Source organism: Leifsonia sp. SIMBA_070, assembly GCF_046534635.1.
GTDB lineage: Bacteria > Actinomycetota > Actinomycetes > Actinomycetales > Microbacteriaceae > Leifsonia.
The window spans coordinates 379,048-394,618 of the sequence record NZ_JAWRYK010000002.1; the positions used below are offsets into that span (position 1 = coordinate 379,048).

The 15,571-nt window shown below is 71.5% G+C and carries 17 protein-coding genes; 13 read left to right on the top strand and 4 right to left on the bottom strand.

The window, feature by feature from the left end:
- Positions 1 to 68 precede the first annotated feature (68 nt).
- A complete protein-coding gene (locus tag SB754_RS17640; protein WP_410783711.1) occupies positions 69 to 1,163 on the top strand; it encodes a PrsW family glutamic-type intramembrane protease in 1,095 nt (364 codons plus the stop codon).
- Positions 1,164 to 1,220: 57 nt separating this feature from the next.
- Entirely contained in the window at positions 1,221 to 1,604 is a 384-nt protein-coding gene (locus SB754_RS17645; protein WP_410783712.1) for a DUF805 domain-containing protein, read from the top strand.
- 100 nt (positions 1,605 to 1,704) lie between these two features.
- Here the strand turns inward: SB754_RS17645 and SB754_RS17650 are convergent, their stop codons facing one another.
- The 3 genes from SB754_RS17650 to SB754_RS17660 all read right to left on the bottom strand — a co-directional run bounded on the left by SB754_RS17650 (position 1,705) and on the right by SB754_RS17660 (position 5,247).
- A complete protein-coding gene (locus SB754_RS17650) occupies positions 1,705 to 3,093 on the bottom strand; it encodes a glycine--tRNA ligase (RefSeq protein WP_410783713.1) in 1,389 nt (462 codons plus the stop codon).
- Between the two features lie 188 nt (positions 3,094 to 3,281).
- Positions 3,282 to 3,905 carry a GNAT family N-acetyltransferase gene (locus SB754_RS17655; RefSeq protein WP_410783714.1) on the bottom strand — a complete coding sequence of 208 codons (624 nt, stop codon included), beginning with the start codon at positions 3,903 to 3,905 and terminating at the stop codon, positions 3,282 to 3,284.
- A 31-nt stretch (positions 3,906 to 3,936) separates the two neighbouring features.
- Entirely contained in the window at positions 3,937 to 5,247 is a 1,311-nt protein-coding gene (locus tag SB754_RS17660; RefSeq protein ID WP_410783715.1) for a glutamyl-tRNA reductase, read from the bottom strand.
- Between the two features lie 98 nt (positions 5,248 to 5,345).
- On the opposite strand from SB754_RS17660, the gene hemE reads away from it, so the two are divergent.
- From hemE to hemL, 11 genes are all read left to right on the top strand, one after another.
- Positions 5,346 to 6,497 (top strand): uroporphyrinogen decarboxylase, encoded by a 1,152-nt coding sequence (gene hemE / locus SB754_RS17665; protein WP_410783716.1) that lies wholly within the window; start codon positions 5,346 to 5,348, stop codon positions 6,495 to 6,497.
- Positions 6,494 to 8,053: a protoporphyrinogen oxidase gene (gene hemG, locus SB754_RS17670; RefSeq protein ID WP_410783717.1), complete on the top strand. Its 1,560-nt coding sequence runs from the start codon at positions 6,494 to 6,496 to the stop codon at positions 8,051 to 8,053. Before hemE ends, hemG begins: the two co-directional genes overlap by 4 nt.
- A 16-nt stretch (positions 8,054 to 8,069) precedes the next feature.
- Positions 8,070 to 8,390, top strand: coding sequence for a hypothetical protein (locus SB754_RS17675; protein WP_410783718.1), 321 nt, complete (start codon positions 8,070 to 8,072; stop codon positions 8,388 to 8,390).
- Positions 8,391 to 8,427: 37 nt separating this feature from the next.
- Positions 8,428 to 8,847: a phage holin family protein gene (locus tag SB754_RS17680; protein ID WP_410783719.1), complete on the top strand. Its 420-nt coding sequence runs from the start codon at positions 8,428 to 8,430 to the stop codon at positions 8,845 to 8,847.
- On the top strand, positions 8,837 to 9,052 hold the full coding sequence (locus SB754_RS17685) for a DUF3618 domain-containing protein (RefSeq protein ID WP_410783720.1): 216 nt from the start codon (positions 8,837 to 8,839) through the stop codon (positions 9,050 to 9,052). Before SB754_RS17680 ends, SB754_RS17685 begins: the two co-directional genes overlap by 11 nt.
- Before the next feature lie 49 nt (positions 9,053 to 9,101).
- Positions 9,102 to 9,833: a hydrogen peroxide-dependent heme synthase gene (gene hemQ / locus SB754_RS17690; RefSeq protein WP_410783721.1), complete on the top strand. Its 732-nt coding sequence runs from the start codon at positions 9,102 to 9,104 to the stop codon at positions 9,831 to 9,833.
- Between the two features lie 53 nt (positions 9,834 to 9,886).
- A complete protein-coding gene (locus tag SB754_RS17695; protein ID WP_410783964.1) occupies positions 9,887 to 11,041 on the top strand; it encodes a ferrochelatase in 1,155 nt (384 codons plus the stop codon).
- Positions 11,038 to 12,039, top strand: coding sequence for a hydroxymethylbilane synthase (hemC, locus tag SB754_RS17700; protein ID WP_410783722.1), 1,002 nt, complete (start codon positions 11,038 to 11,040; stop codon positions 12,037 to 12,039). The genes SB754_RS17695 and hemC overlap by 4 nt, the downstream gene beginning before the upstream one ends.
- Positions 12,036 to 12,842 (top strand): uroporphyrinogen-III synthase, encoded by an 807-nt coding sequence (locus tag SB754_RS17705; RefSeq protein WP_410783723.1) that lies wholly within the window; start codon positions 12,036 to 12,038, stop codon positions 12,840 to 12,842. Before hemC ends, SB754_RS17705 begins: the two co-directional genes overlap by 4 nt.
- 110 nt (positions 12,843 to 12,952) lie before the next feature.
- Positions 12,953 to 13,879 (top strand): porphobilinogen synthase, encoded by a 927-nt coding sequence (gene hemB / locus SB754_RS17710; protein ID WP_410783965.1) that lies wholly within the window; start codon positions 12,953 to 12,955, stop codon positions 13,877 to 13,879.
- The gene (hemL, locus tag SB754_RS17715; protein WP_410783724.1) at positions 13,867 to 15,204 is read left to right on the top strand and encodes a glutamate-1-semialdehyde 2,1-aminomutase; all 1,338 of its coding nucleotides are present in this window, start codon (positions 13,867 to 13,869) and stop codon (positions 15,202 to 15,204) included. The genes hemB and hemL overlap by 13 nt, the downstream gene beginning before the upstream one ends.
- 107 nt (positions 15,205 to 15,311) lie before the next feature.
- Here the strand turns inward: hemL and SB754_RS17720 are convergent, their stop codons facing one another.
- On the bottom strand, positions 15,312 to 15,548 hold the full coding sequence (locus SB754_RS17720; RefSeq protein WP_121263242.1) for a hypothetical protein: 237 nt from the start codon (positions 15,546 to 15,548) through the stop codon (positions 15,312 to 15,314).
- Between the last annotated feature and the right edge of the window lie 23 nt (positions 15,549 to 15,571).

The following is a 15,571-nucleotide window of genomic DNA, read 5'->3' on the forward strand; positions in this document are numbered from 1 at the left end:
GCCGCCCTCCCGGCGCAGCCCCGGCCCGGCCTGGGGCGGCGCAAAGGGGGAGTTCGTATGCTGGCCCGGTGACCGTCGCCCCCTCGCAGAACCCCTCCGCCGGACAGAACCCCTCCGGACAGGTGCCGCAGAAGGGGATGCTGCCGCCCGCCGGCTGGTACGGCGACCCGTACGACGGGCGCTTCCTGCGCTGGTGGAGCGGCGCCGGCTGGACGGCGTACACGTACCCGTTGCAGCAGCCGGCGCGGCCCGCGCGGCGGCCCCGCCCGCCGCGCAAGTGGATCGGGCGCTTCGGCGGCTGGATCATCGTCGGCGCGAGTGCGTTCATCTGGCTCTGGCTGTTCGGGTTCAGCCTGCTCCTCGGGGCCATCGCCCCTCACGCCCGCGACGACGGACCCGCGGTGCTCTCCCCGTACCTGCTGGTGACCGGCGCGGCGACCGTGGCCGCCGCCATCCTGTACACGATGGCCTACCGGCTGCGGCCGGAGGACGGTTTGACCGCCTCCCGGCTGGTCGTCATCGCGGGCGTCGGGGGCCTGGCAGCCACGCTGATCGCGGGGCCCGCCAACACACTGATCGACGTACTGGGTGGGGGGACGGCCGCGCACCCGAGCGGACTGGCGCTGGTCCTCGCGGGAGTCGTGGAGGAGCTGCTCAAGGTGAGCGCCGCTGTGATTCTCGCACTGAAGCTCCCGGTGAAGGACGCCCGCATCGGGCTCTTCGTCGGAGGCGCCGTCGGCCTCGGTTTCAGCGTCATCGAGAACCTGGGCTACCTCCAGGAGGCGTTCGCCCGCGGGCAGGAGAACGGTGCGGGCTTCGGGGTCTTCCTGGCGACCGTGATCGGACGCGAGCTGACGGGACCGTTCCTGCACCCGGTGTTCTCGGCGCTCCTCGGCGCGGCCGTCTTCGCCGCTGCGCGCGGCGGCCGCTTCCGGCTGTCGGTGAGCGTGGTGCTCGCCTACCTCGCCGTCGCCGCGGCCCACGGCATGTTCAACGGCGCCACCTGGCTCGCGCAGACCCTGCCGTGGCCGGACGGCGCACGCGGGGGAGCGCTGCTGCTGTTCGAGCTGCTGTTCGCCCTCTGCAGCGGACTCGCCTGGCTGCTCATCTCGCGGCGCATCCGGCGCAGGCGCGAAGAGGCCATCGCCCCTCACGCGTCATAACCCGGCGGTCGGCTCGTCGGTATCGGTGGATACAACCGATAAGAAATGAGCAGGACCATGACAACCATCGACAACACCCTGACCGCGCCACTACGTGGGGCGACCATCGGACAGGCGTTCTTCCGCTTCTGGGCGAAGTACGGCACCTTCACCGGTCGCGCAAGCGCCTCAGAGTTCTGGTGGGCGTACCTCTTCGTCGCTCTGCCCTCTGTGGCGTTCTCGGGGGCAACGCTCGCGGTGCAGCCGTTCACCTGGCTGGCCGGGCTGTGGAGCGTGGCGACCATCATCCCCATGCTCGCGGTGACGTGGCGGCGGCTCCACGACACGAACCGGTCGGGGGCGAACTGGTTCTGGGGCTTCATCCCGGTGGTCGGCTGGATCATCCTGATCGTCCAGCTCACGGGGAAGCCGAATCCCGCCGGTGAGCGCTTCGACGTGTAGCGGTTCCGCGTGAAGCGCTTCGACGTGTAGTAGTGCCGTCGGCCGCGCCTGTCCGCCGAGCGGGCAGGCGCGGCGGCGTCCTCCCCGGGGTCGGAGCCCCTCAGATCTCCTTGAGGCGCTCCGCCAGGTACCGGTCGAGGCCCTCCAGCGGAATGCGCTCCTGCTGCATCGAGTCGCGGTCGCGCACCGTCACGGCGTCGTCCTCGAGCGAGTCGAAGTCGACCGTGACCGCGAGCGGCGTGCCGATCTCGTCCTGGCGGCGGTAGCGACGGCCGATCGCGCCCGAGTCGTCGAAGTCGACATTGCGGCGCTTGCGGAGCCGGTCCGCGAGGCCGCGGGCCAGCGGCGAGAGCGCCTCGTTGCGGGACAGGGGCAGCACGGCGACCTTGACCGGCGCGAGGCGCGGGTCGAGCCGCAGGACGGTGCGCTTGTCGGTTCCGCCCTTGGCGTTGGGGACCTGCTCCTCGTCGTAGGCGTCGACCAGGAACGCCATCAGGGCGCGGGTCAGACCGAACGACGGCTCGATCACGAACGGCACGTAGCGCTCGTTCTTGTTCTGGTCGAAGTAGCTCAGGTCTTTGCCCGAGTGCTCGATGTGGGTCTTCAGATCGAAGTCGGTGCGGTTCGCGACACCCATCAGCTCGCCCCACTCGCTGCCGACGAAGTCGAACCGGTACTCGATGTCGATCGTGCGCTTGGAGTAGTGGGCCAGCGCGTCCTTCGGGTGCTCGAACCGGCGGATGTTCTCCGGCTTGATGCCGAGCTCGGTGAACCAGTCCCAGGCGAGGTCGATCCAGGTGTCGAACCACTGCTCGTCTGTGCCGGGCTCGACGAAGTACTCGATCTCCATCTGCTCGAACTCGCGCGTGCGGAAGATGAAGTTGCCCGGCGTGATCTCGTTGCGGAACGCCTTGCCGATCTGGCCGATGCCGAACGGCGGCTTCTTGCGGGAGGTCTGCAGCACCGACGCGAAGTCGGTGAAGATGCCCTGCGCCGTCTCCGGCCGCATGTAGTGCAGGCCGGACTCGTCGTCGACGACGCCGAGGAAGGTCTTCATCAGGCCCGAGAACTGGCGGATCGGCGTCCACTGGCCGACCTTGTCCGGGTGGTCCGGGTCCGGGATATCGTCGAGCCCGTTCTCCGGCGGGTGGCCGTGCTCGGCCTCGTACGCCTCGAAGAGGTGGTCGGCGCGGTACCGCTTGTGCGTGATCAGCGACTCGGTGAGCGGGTCGCTGAACACCTGGACGTGTCCGGAGGCCTCCCACACCGGGGTGGGCAGGATGATCGCCGAGTCGAGGCCCACCATGTCGCCGCGGCCGCGCACGAAGGCGTTCCACCATTCGCGCTTGATGTTCTCTTTGAGCTCGACGCCGAGGGGCCCGTAGTCCCACGCGGACCGGGTACCGCCGTAGATCTCACCGGAGGGGAAGACGAACCCGCGGTGCTGAGCCAGCGTGATGACGGAATCCAGTCTCGACGGTGCAGCCATGGTGCTCCCTGTGCGGTGGGTGTGTGGGGACCCCACCATCCTACTGAGGATGCGACCGCCGCCGCCCCGGGGCGGTTCTGGCCGCTCGAGTACCGGCGCCCACCGTCGGAGATGCGGGCTGCAGCGTCGGAGATTCGAGCCGGGTCTCGATCTCCCGAATTCAGGAGCAGGGATACGCCGCCGGCCGCTCAGCTGCCCGCGCGGTAGTCCTGCTCGAGGATCGCGTACACAGCGGTGTCGGTCCACTCGCCCTTGAAGATCTCGGTCTCGCGCAGCAGCGCCTCCTGGCGCATCCCGAGCCGTTCGCAGAGGCGGGCCGAGGCGTCGTTGCGCGCGTCCAGCTGGGCGAAGACGCGGTGCGCACCGAGGGTGTCGAAGCACAGCTCGAGAACGCGTTGCGCCGCTTCGCTGGCGTACCCCCGGCCGTGGACGGCCGGGTGGAACACCCAGCCCATCTCGAACTTGCCCCAGGTGGCGTTCTTGAGGAACAGGCTGATGTCGCCGATCACCCGGCCCCGTCCGCCCTCCTCCTCGGCGAGCTCGACCGCGAAGACGATCCCGTCGCCGTTCTCGGCCAGCCGGTTCATCGCGATGCGCTTGCGCAGGTGCTCCGCGGACTCGTCGTGGTCGTGAACCTCCCAGTAGAGGTAGCGGACGACGTCCTTCAGCTTCTGGTACGCGTGAACATCCTCCAGATCGCCCGTGTTGAGCGGGCGCAGGAGCAGGCGCTCGGTGCGCAGCGCCTCGGCGGAGTACGGAAGGTTGGTCGCGCCGTGCGGCGGGACGGTGGTGCTGGTGGCTTCATCGCTCACGGTCGCTCCTCGGGGTTCTGCGCGGTCGGGGTCAGGACGCCGCGGACTCGTCGTCCACGGCGGCGAGACGGGGGCGGATCGGCTCGGCCTCCACCTCGGCCTCCACTCCGAAGACTGCGGCGGCGCCGTCGATGAACGCCTGCGCATCGCCTTGACGGGCTAGTTCGCGGGCGCGCACGGACGGCGTGTGGAGCAGCACTCCGGCCAGGTGGCGGAGGGCGGCCTCGGTCTGCTCGCTGTCGTCGCCGCGGCTGCGCGCGCGTTCGATCTCGGCGTCCAGCACGCCGAACACGTGCTTGCGGAGTGCGACGAGGGCCGGGGTGACCTGCTGCTCGGTCGTCCGGGCGCGGTACTCGGCGGCGGCCGCGTCGACGATGCTGCGGGCGTCGTCGGCGGCCTGCAACTCCTTCAGCGGGGCGTGGAGGCTGATGGTCTCGAGGTCGAGCAGTTCGACGCCGAGCAGTTCGGCGGCGGCCGGGTCGACGTTGCGGGGGAGGCCGAGGTCGATGACGAGGCGGCGCTCCAGTGCGCCGCGCAGGGCGAGAGCCTGGGTGACGAGGGGCCGGGTGAGCACGTAGTCCGTGACCGCGGAGCACGTCACGACCAGGTCGCTCGCGGCGAGGGCCTCCACGAGGCCGTCGGCCGGCACCGCCTCGATGTCATGCGACCGCGCGAACTTCGGTGCACGTCCGGACGGCGAGTAGACGCGGACGTTCTTGACGCCGCGGTCGCGGAGGGCCGCCAGACTGGCGCCGGCGTACTTGCCCGTGCCCACCAGCAGCACGCGGGTCTGTGACCAGTCGCTGACGCGGCTCTCGGCGAGGTCCAGCGCGAGCCGGACCATCGAACGGCCGGCGCTCATGATGCCGGTGCGGTTCTTGACGCCGCGCGACGTCCGCGACGCCAGCTGGAAGAGGCGCTCCAGCTCGCTGGTCACCGAACCGGCGCTCCGGGCGGATTCGAGCGCCCGGCGCACCTGCCCGGCGATCTCGCCCTCGCCGACCACCACGGACTCCAGGCCGCTGGTGACGGCGAACAAGTGCTCGGCGACCGCGTGGTCGCTGTAGACGGCGCTGGCGCTGCGCAGCGTCTCGGGGTCGATCCCCGCGGCGCTGCTCACCGCATCCAGCACAGCTTCGGCCGACACCGCGCGGGCGGCGGGAAGCGGCTCGTCGATGTCCAGGTAGGCCTCGAAGCGGTTGCAGGTGGCCAGTACGACCGCGCCCGAGACGATGTCGCTGTGCTCCGCGAGTGCGGCCGTGACGGCCGGAGCGTGACGCTCGAGCCGTTCCAGGAGGTCGAAGTCCGCCGTCCGGTGACTCGACGAGAAGCACAGAAGCACGAAGAAAGCCTACGCTCGCGTCCGGCCAACCTCGAATCGGCCCTCAGCGGGCGATCAGCCCAGCATCCGCCCAGTCTGCGCACTGGCAGAATCGTGGGGTGACCTCCCTCTCTTCCGAGCATCCCCTCGCCTCCGGGCGCACCGCGTCCAGCCCGCTCGTCCGGGCCTACCAGGGCGACCGGCCGGAGGTGACGCCGGTCTGGTTCATGCGCCAGGCTGGACGCTCCCTGCCGGAGTACCGCGAACTGCGGGTGGGGACGCGGATGCTGGACGCGTGCCTGGACCCGGCGACGGCCAGCGAGATCACCCTGCAGCCCGTCCGCCGGCACGGTGTGGACGCGGGCATCTTCTTCAGCGACATCGTCGTGCCGCTCAAACTGGCGGGCGTGGATGTGGAGATCGTCGCAGGCAAGGGCCCCGTGTTCGCACAGGCGGTGCGGACCGCGGAGGACGTGGACCGGCTCACCGCGCTCGACCCCGCCTCTCTCGGCGACGACGTGTTCGCACCTATCCAGGAGGCGGTCCGGCTGACCATCGCCGAGCTCGGGGAGACCCCGCTCATCGGCTTCGCCGGCGCTCCGTTCACCCTCGCCGCGTACCTCGTGGAGGGTGGCCCCTCCAAGGACCACATCCGCGCTCGCACCCTGATGCACGCCGACCCGGACGCCTGGTCGCGGCTCATGGCCTGGACCGCGGACCTCTCCGGCGCGTTCCTGCGCGCCCAGGTGCAGGCGGGCGCCAGTGCCGCTCAGCTCTTCGACTCCTGGGCCGGCTCGCTCTCGTTGCACGACTACGTCACGCATGTGGCGCCGGCATCGGCGCGGGCGCTGTCCCACGTGCGCGATCTGGCGTACGTGCTGCCGGGCGCGGAGGCGGTGGACGGCGAGGAGGCCACGGCCGCGGTCGCCGAGCTGCGCAACGTGCCGCTCGTGCACTTCGGTGTCGGCACGGGCGAGCTGCTCAAGGCGATGCACGAGGTGGGAGCGGACACCGTCGGCGTCGACTACCGGATCCCGCTCGACGAGGCCAGCCGCCGTCTGGGGCACGTCGTCCCCGTGCAGGGCAACGTCGATCCCGCCATGCTGGACGCCCCGTGGCCGGTGCTCGAGGCGCATGTCCTCGACGTCCTCGACCGCGGCAGGGAGGCTCCCTCCCACGTCCTCAACCTCGGCCACGGCGTTCCGCCGGAGACCGACCCGACCGTTCTCACACGCCTCGTCGAGCTCGTCCACGGGTGGCGCCCGGAATGAGCGACGAGCTGGGCGAGGAGATCCGGCACGTCGTGGAGGCGCCGGCCACCCGCGTCGTCGTGGTCGGCGGTGGTATGGCCGGTCTGGTCGTCGCGCGGGAGTGCGCCCGTCCCGGCTTCGAGGTGACGCTGCTTGAGGCCTCCCAGCGCGTCGGCGGAAGCGTCGCGCCGCTGCCGCTCGGTGGGATGACGCTGGATGCGGGGGCGGAGAGCTTCGCCACCCGCGGCGGCCACGTCGCCGGGCTCCTGCACGACCTCGGTCTCGATGACGACGTCGTCCAGCCGAACCCGTCCGGGGCATGGGTGCGGCACGGTTCGCGCTCTGTGCCCCTCCCGAAGGCGGGACTGCTCGGCATCCCGAGCTCACCCCTGGCGAAGGATGTGGCGGCAGCGATCGGCTGGCCCGGAGCGTTCCGCGCCTACCTCGACCGGATCATCCCCGTCCTGAAGGTCGGTCAGGAGCGTCAGCTGGGCGCCCTCGTCCGCAAGCGGATGGGCCGAAAGGTCCTCGACCTGCTGGTCGCTCCCGTCGCGACCGGTGTGTACTCGGCCGCGCCGGACGATCTGGATGTGGATGTCGTCGCGCCGGGCCTGAACGCAGCGCTGACGCGGCTGGGGTCGCTCTCCGGCGCGGTCGGCGAACTGCGGTCTGCAGCGAAGGCCGGAAGTGCGGTGGGCGGGATCCGCGGCGGCATGTGGCGGCTGCCGGAGGCGCTCGCCGCCGAGATCGCGGGCCGGGGTGGGAAGGTCCTGACCGGCGTCCGGGTCGTCGCCGTCGAGTCTTGGCGCGCGAACAGTGCGGAGAATGCGCCGGACGTGGCCGAGCTCGAACGACCGGGCCACTGGCTCGTGCGCACGGAAGAAGGGGAGGAGCTCACCGCCGACGCCGTCGTGCTCGCCTCCCCGGCCGACGCCTCCCTCGACCTGCTGGCTTCGCTCGATCCGGCGCTCGCCGCACTGCGCGACCTGGACTGGCCGCCCGCGTCCAGCGTCGAGCTGGTCACCCTCGTGATCGACGACGACCGGCTGGCGACGACCCCGGTCGGGACCGGCGTGCTCGTCGCCGACGTGCCGGGGACCGACGTGCGCGCCAAGGCGATGACGCACTCGAGCGCCAAGTGGGCCTGGGTCGCGGAGGCAGCGGGCGGCCGTCACGTGGTCCGCCTCTCCTACGGCCGCGCCGGACGGACGGACGCCACCAGCGGTCTCGCCGACGCGCAGCTCCGCGCGCAGGCGGTGGCCGACGCGTCCCTCCTGCTCAATATTCCGATCGCGGAATCCTCTGTGACGGCATTCGCCCGGACCCCCTGGACGAACGCCCTCCCGTATGCGACAGTGGGGCAGCGGGAACGCATCGAGCGGGTCCGCACCGAGGTCGACGGTGTCGAGGGTCTCGAAGTCACCGGGTCCTGGCTGACCGGCACGGGCCTCGCCTCCGTCATCCCGGATGCGCGCCGGGCGGCCGAGCGCGTACGAGGTCTACGGTGGAGAGCCCTGACCGACGCCCTCCAGGCCGACACGCAAAACGACACCAGGACTGACAGACAGACGGACTGACCGACAGGGAGACGGAATGCGCGGCAAGATCCTCTTCGTCACCGGAGCAGCGGTGGGCTTCGTGCTCGGCGCTCGGGCCGGACGCGAGCGCTACGACCAGATCAAGGCCGCGGCGACCAAGGTCTGGGAATCCCCCGGAGTGCAGAAGCAGGTCCACTCCGTCGAGGACTTCGTGGCCGAGAAGGTGGGCGAGTTCCCCGAGACCGTCTACATCACCGTCAAGAAGCTCGTGGTCCAGGCGAACCGCCGGCGTCGCGAGTCGCGGGCCCCGTATCCGTCGCCCGCCGCGGAGGCCGCCCTGCTCGCCGGAGACGGTGCCCGCCCCGGCGGCTCCTGACCGGAGTACTGTACGGGAAGCGACGAGGGGAGACGCGATGACCGACCGTGAACGGGCCGACAGTGCGCGGACGAAGTCCCTTGCGCAGCTGATCTCCGACCTGCCCACGCTGTTCGTCGGGCTGCTGAAGGCCGAGCTGAACCACCTGAAGGCCGAGTTCGCCGGGAAGGCGAAGTATGCCGGTGTCGGCATAGGGCTGCTCGCGGTCGCCGCGCTGCTGCTCTTCTACGGGCTCGGTGCGCTGATCGCCGCCGCCATCCTCGGGATCGCGGTCGCGCTTCCCGCCTGGGCCGCTGCCCTGATCGTGTTCGGCGCGCTCGTCGTGATCGCCGTCGTACTCGCCCTGATCGGCATCCGCTCGTTCAAGAAGATGGACGGCGTGGCACCGTCGCAGACCATCGACAGCATCAAAGAGGACGCCGACGCGCTGAAAGGACTGGGCAAGTATGACAACTGACCGCAGCGACGTCGAACGAGCCCGCGCCGATCTGGCCGCGACCATGGCGGCGATCGAGTACAAGCTCAACGTGCCCAAGCGCACCGGGGAGCGCATCCAGCGCCTCCGGAAGGAGAACCCGGCAGCACTCGCCGCGCTCGTTGCGGGAGCCGCGGCCGTGGCGGCCGGTGCGGTCTGGGGCATCGTGCGTCTCATCCGCCGGTGAGCGGCCGTCCTTTTTTGGCCTTCCCAGGTTTCAGAGGGAGACTGTGGGTATGAGTACCCCGGCTGCCGTTCCGGCAGAGTCGTCCGCCCCCGACACCCCCGAAGAGAACCCGACCGGCTTCACCCTGTGGGCCGTCCTGCGCCGCGATCCCGCGCGGCCCGACGACCTCGACGGCACCGATGTGCCGGCCGCGGTGGAGGAGCTGGAGGGCGTGATCGCCGACATCGAGCTGCAGGGGGTCACCACCCGCGGCCTGTACGACGTGTCGGGTCTGCGCGCCGACGCCGACATCATGATCTGGCTGCACGGCCCGGAGGCCGAGAGCCTGCAGTGGGGTCTCCGTCAGCTGCGCCGGACCCGTCTGCTCAAGGCGCTCCTGCCCACGTGGAACGCGATGGGCGTCCACCGTGACGCCGAGTTCAACAAGTCGCACGTGCCCGGCTTCCTGCGCGGCAAGGAGGCGCGGAACTGGCTCTGCGTCTACCCGTTCGTGCGCAGCTACGAGTGGTACCTGCTCCCCGACGAGGAGCGCTCCGCGATGCTGGCCCAGCACGGCCGCAAGGGCGCCGCCTTCCGTTCGGTCCTCGCCAACACGGTGGCTTCGTTCGCCCTCGGCGACTACGAGTGGATCCTGCCGCTGGAGGCCGACGAGCTGACCGACCTCGTCGACTTGATGCGCGAGCTGCGCTACACCGATGCGCGCCGCCACGTGCGCGAAGAGGTCCCGTTCTTCACCGGCCGTCGGGTCCAGCCGGCCGAGGTCGTGGAGGTCCTGCAGTGACGGATGCCCAGACCAGCGGTGCGCAGACCACGGGTGCGCAGACGAGCCGGCGTGTGCTGGGTGCGACCCCGGCCGCGGCCGCCGGTCCCGAGCACGTCACCGAGCCGACCGCGTACGACGCCATCCTGCTCGCGGGCTTCGGCGGCCCCGAGGGGCAGGACGACGTCATCCCGTTCCTGCGCAATGTCACGCGCGGCCGCGGCATCCCGGAGGAGCGCCTCGAGGAGGTCGCCCACCACTACCGCCACTTCGGCGGCGTCAGCCCGATCAACGACCAGAACCGCGAGCTGAAGGCGGCGCTGGAGGCCGAGCTCGCCGAGCGCGGAATCGATCTGCCGGTGCTCTGGGGCAACCGCAACTGGGACCCGTACCTGGCCGACGCGCTGCGCGAGGCCGACGAGCGCGGCTTCACGAAGCTGATCGCGATCACGACCAGCGCGTACTCCTCCTACTCGAGCTGCCGTCAGTACCGCGAGGACTTCGCGGGCGCACTGGAGGCCACGGGTCTCGAAGGACGCATCCAGATCGACAAGGTGCGCCAGTTCTTCGACCACCCCGGCTTCGTCGAGCCGTTCATCGAGGGCGTCCGCACCGCCATCGACGAGCTGCAGGTGAAGCTGCCGGGCCTCGACCCGGCGACCGAGGTGCGCATCCTGTACTCGACGCACTCCATCCCGTCGTCCGATGCGGCGAAGTCCGGGCCGGCCGAGCGCGCCTTCGGCGAGGGCGGCGCGTACGCCGCGCAGCACTTGGCGGTCGCTGAAGTGGTCACGCACGCCGCGACGGGCGGCACCGTCGGGTGGGATCTGGTCTACCAGTCCCGGTCCGGCCCGCCGTCGATGCCGTGGCTGGAGCCCGACATCAACGACCGGATCGCGGAGCTCCCCGCGCTCGGCGTCAAGGCCGTCGTCATCGTGCCGCTGGGTTTCGTGAGCGACCACATGGAGGTGCTCTGGGACCTCGACAACGAGGCGATGGAGACCAGCGACGAGCACGGTCTGGTGGCCGTCCGCGTGCCGACACCGGGAACCCATGCGGCCTACGTGAAGGGGCTGGTCGACCTGGTGCTGGAGCGCCGCGACGGCGTACCCGTCGAGCAGCGCCCCGCGGTCACCGCGCTCGGGCCCTGGTACGACGTCTGCCGCCCGGGATGCTGCGAGAACGTCAGGCTGGGCTTCAAGCCGGCCGCGGCGGGACTGGCGCCGTGACCGGGTCCGTGACGAGGGTCGACGGCGCCGCCGAGCGCCGCGAGGGCGTGCTGCGCATCGGGACGCGCGGCAGCGCCCTGGCGGTCGCGCAGACGACGGCGGTCGCCCACTCGATCGCCCGCGCGACCGGCGCCGATGTCGAGATCGTCACGGTGACCACCCACGGCGACACCTCGCGCGAGTCGCTCGCCCAGCTGGGCGGCACCGGTGTCTTCGCCACGGCCCTGCGCGACGCGCTCCGTTCCGGCGAGGTCGACCTGGTGGTGCACTCGCTCAAAGACCTGCCGACCGCACCGGCGCCCGGGCTCGTGATCGGCGCCATCCCGAAGCGTGCCGACGCCCGCGACACCCTCTGCGCCCGCGACGGTCTCACCCTCGAGACGCTGCCAGAGGGCGCCCGGGTCGGCACCGGCTCCCCGCGACGCGTCGCGCAGCTGAAGGCCCAGCGTCCGGACCTCGACATCCTCGACCTCCGCGGTAACATCGACACCCGGCTCGGGACCGTCGCCTCCGGAGACCTGGACGCGGTCGTGCTCGCCGCCGCCGGCCTCGGCCGCATCGACCGGCTCGACGCGGTGACCGACTTCTTCCCGCTGTCCCTCATGCCGACGGCACCCGGTCAGGGCGCGCTCGCCCTCGAGGTGCGCGCCGGCGACGAAACGGGCCGCGGCCCGATCGCCCGCGCGCTCTCCGCGGTCGACCACGTGACCAGCCATGCGTCGGTGACGGCCGAGCGGGTCGTCCTCGCCGGCCTCGAAGCGGGATGCGCGGCTCCCATCGGCGCCACCGCTCTCGTCGACGACGGACTCCTGTTCCTCACCGCGACGGTCTACCGGCCCGACGGCTCGGAGCAGCTCACCGCCTCCCACGCCGCGACCCCCGACTCGCTCGGCGCCGCCCACCTCGACGAGGCCGCACGCGATGTCGGCGCCCGCGTGGTGGCGGAGCTGCTGCAGGCGGGCGCCGCCGGCCTGGCCCCGCTGGGGAGCTCACGATGACGAACACGGCCCCCACCCCGAAACCGCTGGCCGGCTGGCGCGTGCTCGTGCCGCGCGGCGGCCCCTGGGGCGACTCCGTGGCGGCCGACCTGCGCTCCAAGGGCGCTTCGCCCGTCGTCGCGGCGATGATCAACTTCGCTCCGACGGCCGACGCCCCGGCCCTCGAGGCGGCGCTCGCTCGCCTCGCCGCCGGCGAGTTCGACTGGATGACCGTCACCAGCGCGACGACCGTCGACGTGCTCAGCGCGCAGCGCGTCGTCGTGCCGCCGACCACCCGCGTCGCGGCCGTCGGCGAGACCACCGCCGCCGCTCTCGCCGCCGCAGGCTACCGGGTCGACCTGGTGCCGGCCGAGGACAACTCCGCGCGCGGCCTCCTCGCCGAGTGGGAGGCGGCCACCCAGGGCGCGTTCCCGCTGCGCATCCTCACCCTCCGCTCGGAGATCGCGAAGCCCCTCCTCACCGAGGGGCTGCGCCGCATCGGGCACGACGTGGAGTCCGTGGTCGCCTACCGCACCGTCGGCGTGTCCGTCCCGGAGAGCGTCGTGGCCGAGGTCCGCGAGGGGCTGTTCCAGGCCATCCTGGTCACCAGCGGTTCCGTCGCCGAGCAGGTGCAGCAGCAGCTCGGGCCGGTTCCCGAGTCGACGCTCATCGCGGCGATCGGCCCGCAGACGGCCCGCGACGCGCGCTCGTTCGGTCTCCGGGTCGACGTCATCGCCGCCGAGCGCACCGCCGCCTCCCTCATCGACGCCGTCGTGAAGGTGGCGCAGTCTCGCGCCGTCGACACGGACGAATACGACTACTGACCCCCTCCGTCCGCCATGCGGCGGGCCTTCAGCCACGCGGGCGTAGGCTGATGTGAGTGAGTGAACTGCATCCCGTCATCCGCCCCCGACGGCTGCGGCAGTCTCAGGCCATGCGCCGGCTGACCGCGGAGACCCGCCTCCACCCTTCTGAGCTGATCCTCCCGCTGTTCGTGCGAGAGGGCGCCGCCGAGCCGGTACCGATCGGCTCGATGCCGGGCGTCTCGCAGCACAGCCTCGACTCGCTCAAACGCGTCGCGAACCAGGCGGCCGAGGCCGGCGTCGGCGGTCTGATGCTGTTCGGCGTGCCGGAGACCCGTGACGCCGTCGGCTCGGCGGCGACCGACCCGGAGGGCATCCTCAATGTGGCGACGCGCGTGCTCGCCGACGAGGTGGGCGACGCGCTCGTGGTGCAGACCGACCTCTGCCTGGACGAGTTCACCGACCACGGACACTGCGGCGTCCTGGATGCCCGCGGCCGCGTCGACAACGACGCCACCCTCCTGCGCTACCGCGACATGGCCGTCGCCCAAGCCGAAGCGGGCTCGCAGCTGCTCGGTCTGAGCGGGATGATGGACGGCCAGGTCGCCGCCGTGCGTGAGGCGCTCGACGACGCCGGCCACACCGATGTCGTGATCCTGGCCTACGCGGCCAAGTATGCTTCCGGTTTCTACGGTCCCTTCCGCGAAGCGGTCGACTCGCAGCTCTCCGGCGACCGCCGCGCCTACCAGCAGGACCCGGCGAACCGCCGCGAGGGGCTGCGCGAGGCGCGCCTCGACCTGGAGGAGGGCGCGGACATCCTCATGGTGAAGCCCGCGCTCAGCTACCTCGACGTGCTGAGCGATGTCGCCGAGCTGAGCGACGTGCCGGTCTGGGCGTACCAGGTCTCCGGCGAGTACGCGATGGTGGAGGCCGCCGCCGCCAACGGCTGGATCGACCGCAACCGCATCATCGAGGAGACCCTCGTCGGTGCGAAGCGCGCAGGAGCCGACGCGATCATGACCTACTGGGCGACCGAAGTGGCGGGATGGCTGCGATGACCGACGTGAATACGAAACAGTTCGACAACACTGAGCAGTTCGAGCGCGCGCAGCGCGTGATCCCGGGCGGCGTCAACTCGCCGGTGCGGGCCTACGGATCGGTCGGCGGCACGCCGCGCTTCCTCGTGTCGGCCCGCGGTCCGTACGTGACGGATGCGGAGGGTCGCGAGTACGTCGACCTCGTCGCGTCGTGGGGTCCGGCCATCCTGGGCCACGCCCATCCCGCCGTCGTTCAGGCGGTGCAGGAGGCCGCCGCGCGCGGCCTGTCGTTCGGCGCGTCGACCCCGGCCGAGACGCAGCTCGCCGAGGCCGTGATCGCGCGCGTCCCGTTCGTCGAGAAACTGCGCCTGGTGTCCACGGGCACCGAGGCGACGATGAGCGCCATCCGCCTGGCTCGCGGTTTCACCGGTCGGCCGCTTCTGATCAAGTTCGCCGGCCATTACCACGGCCACTCCGACAGCCTCCTCGCCGAGGCCGGTTCGGGCCTCGCGACGCTCGCACTGCCCGGCTCCGCCGGCGTCACCGAGGCGACGGCGGCGCAGACGATCGTGCTGCCCTACAACGACCTGGATGCGGTCCGCGCGGTCTTCGAGGCCCAGGGCCCCGATATCGCGGCCGTCATCACCGAGGCCGCTGCCGCCAACATGGGCGTCGTCCCGCCGGACGAGGGCTTCAACGCCGCCCTCACCGACCTTGCGCATGAGTTCGGTGCGCTGCTCATCCTGGACGAGGTGCTGACCGGCTTCCGCGTCGGCGAGGCGGGATTCTGGGGGCTCGACCGCGGCTATACGCCCGACCTGGTCACCTTCGGCAAGGTCATCGGCGGCGGGATGCCGCTGGCGGCCCTCGGCGGACGGGCGGAGCTCATGGACTTCCTGGCGCCGGCCGGTCCGGTCTACCAGGCGGGCACGCTCTCCGGGAACCCGGTCGCCGTCGCGGCGGGTCTCACGACACTGCAGTACGCGGATGCCGCGGTGTACGCCCGGCTCGACGAGGTCGCGGCCACGCTGTCGGCCGGAGTGTCGGAGGCCCTGAGCGGTGCAGGCGTCGCGCACCGCGTGCAGCGTGCGGGCAACCTGTTCAGCTTCGTCTTCGGCGACTTCGACCGCGCCCCGCGCACCTATGCCGAGGTCCAGCGTCAGGAGGCGTTCCGCTACCGCGCGTTCTTCCACGCCATGCTCGACCAGGGCGTCTCGCTCCCGCCGAGCGTCTTCGAGGCGTGGTTCGTCACCGCCGCCCACGACGACGCCGCCGTCTCCCGCATCCTCGACGCCCTCCCCGCCGCGGCGCGCGCCGCCGCCTCCGCCACACCTCCCGCTCCCTGACCCGTCCCGTCCCTTTTTCGTCGAAGTGCACCTTGTTGCGCACCTCCACGGCGTGTTGCCCGCAACGACGTGCACTTCGACGAAAGGACGGGACGGGACGGGACGGGTTACGCGTCGGGGGCGGCCGGCTCGCGCGACAGCGACTCGACGTAGGTGTACGTCGCCGAGGCGGGCCAGCCGTCGGCGTCGAGCAGCGCGTACACGTCGAAGTTCAGAGTGCCTCCACCGCCCGCTGCGCGGCGGAGCGTGCGCGGCGGGGCGTCCGACGACGACCGCACCGTGACCGTCTGCGGCTCAGCCCCCGAACGCAGAAGGCGGGCGCGGAAGGTGGTGGTCCGGGTCATCCCACCACTCTCCCACGCCCGCC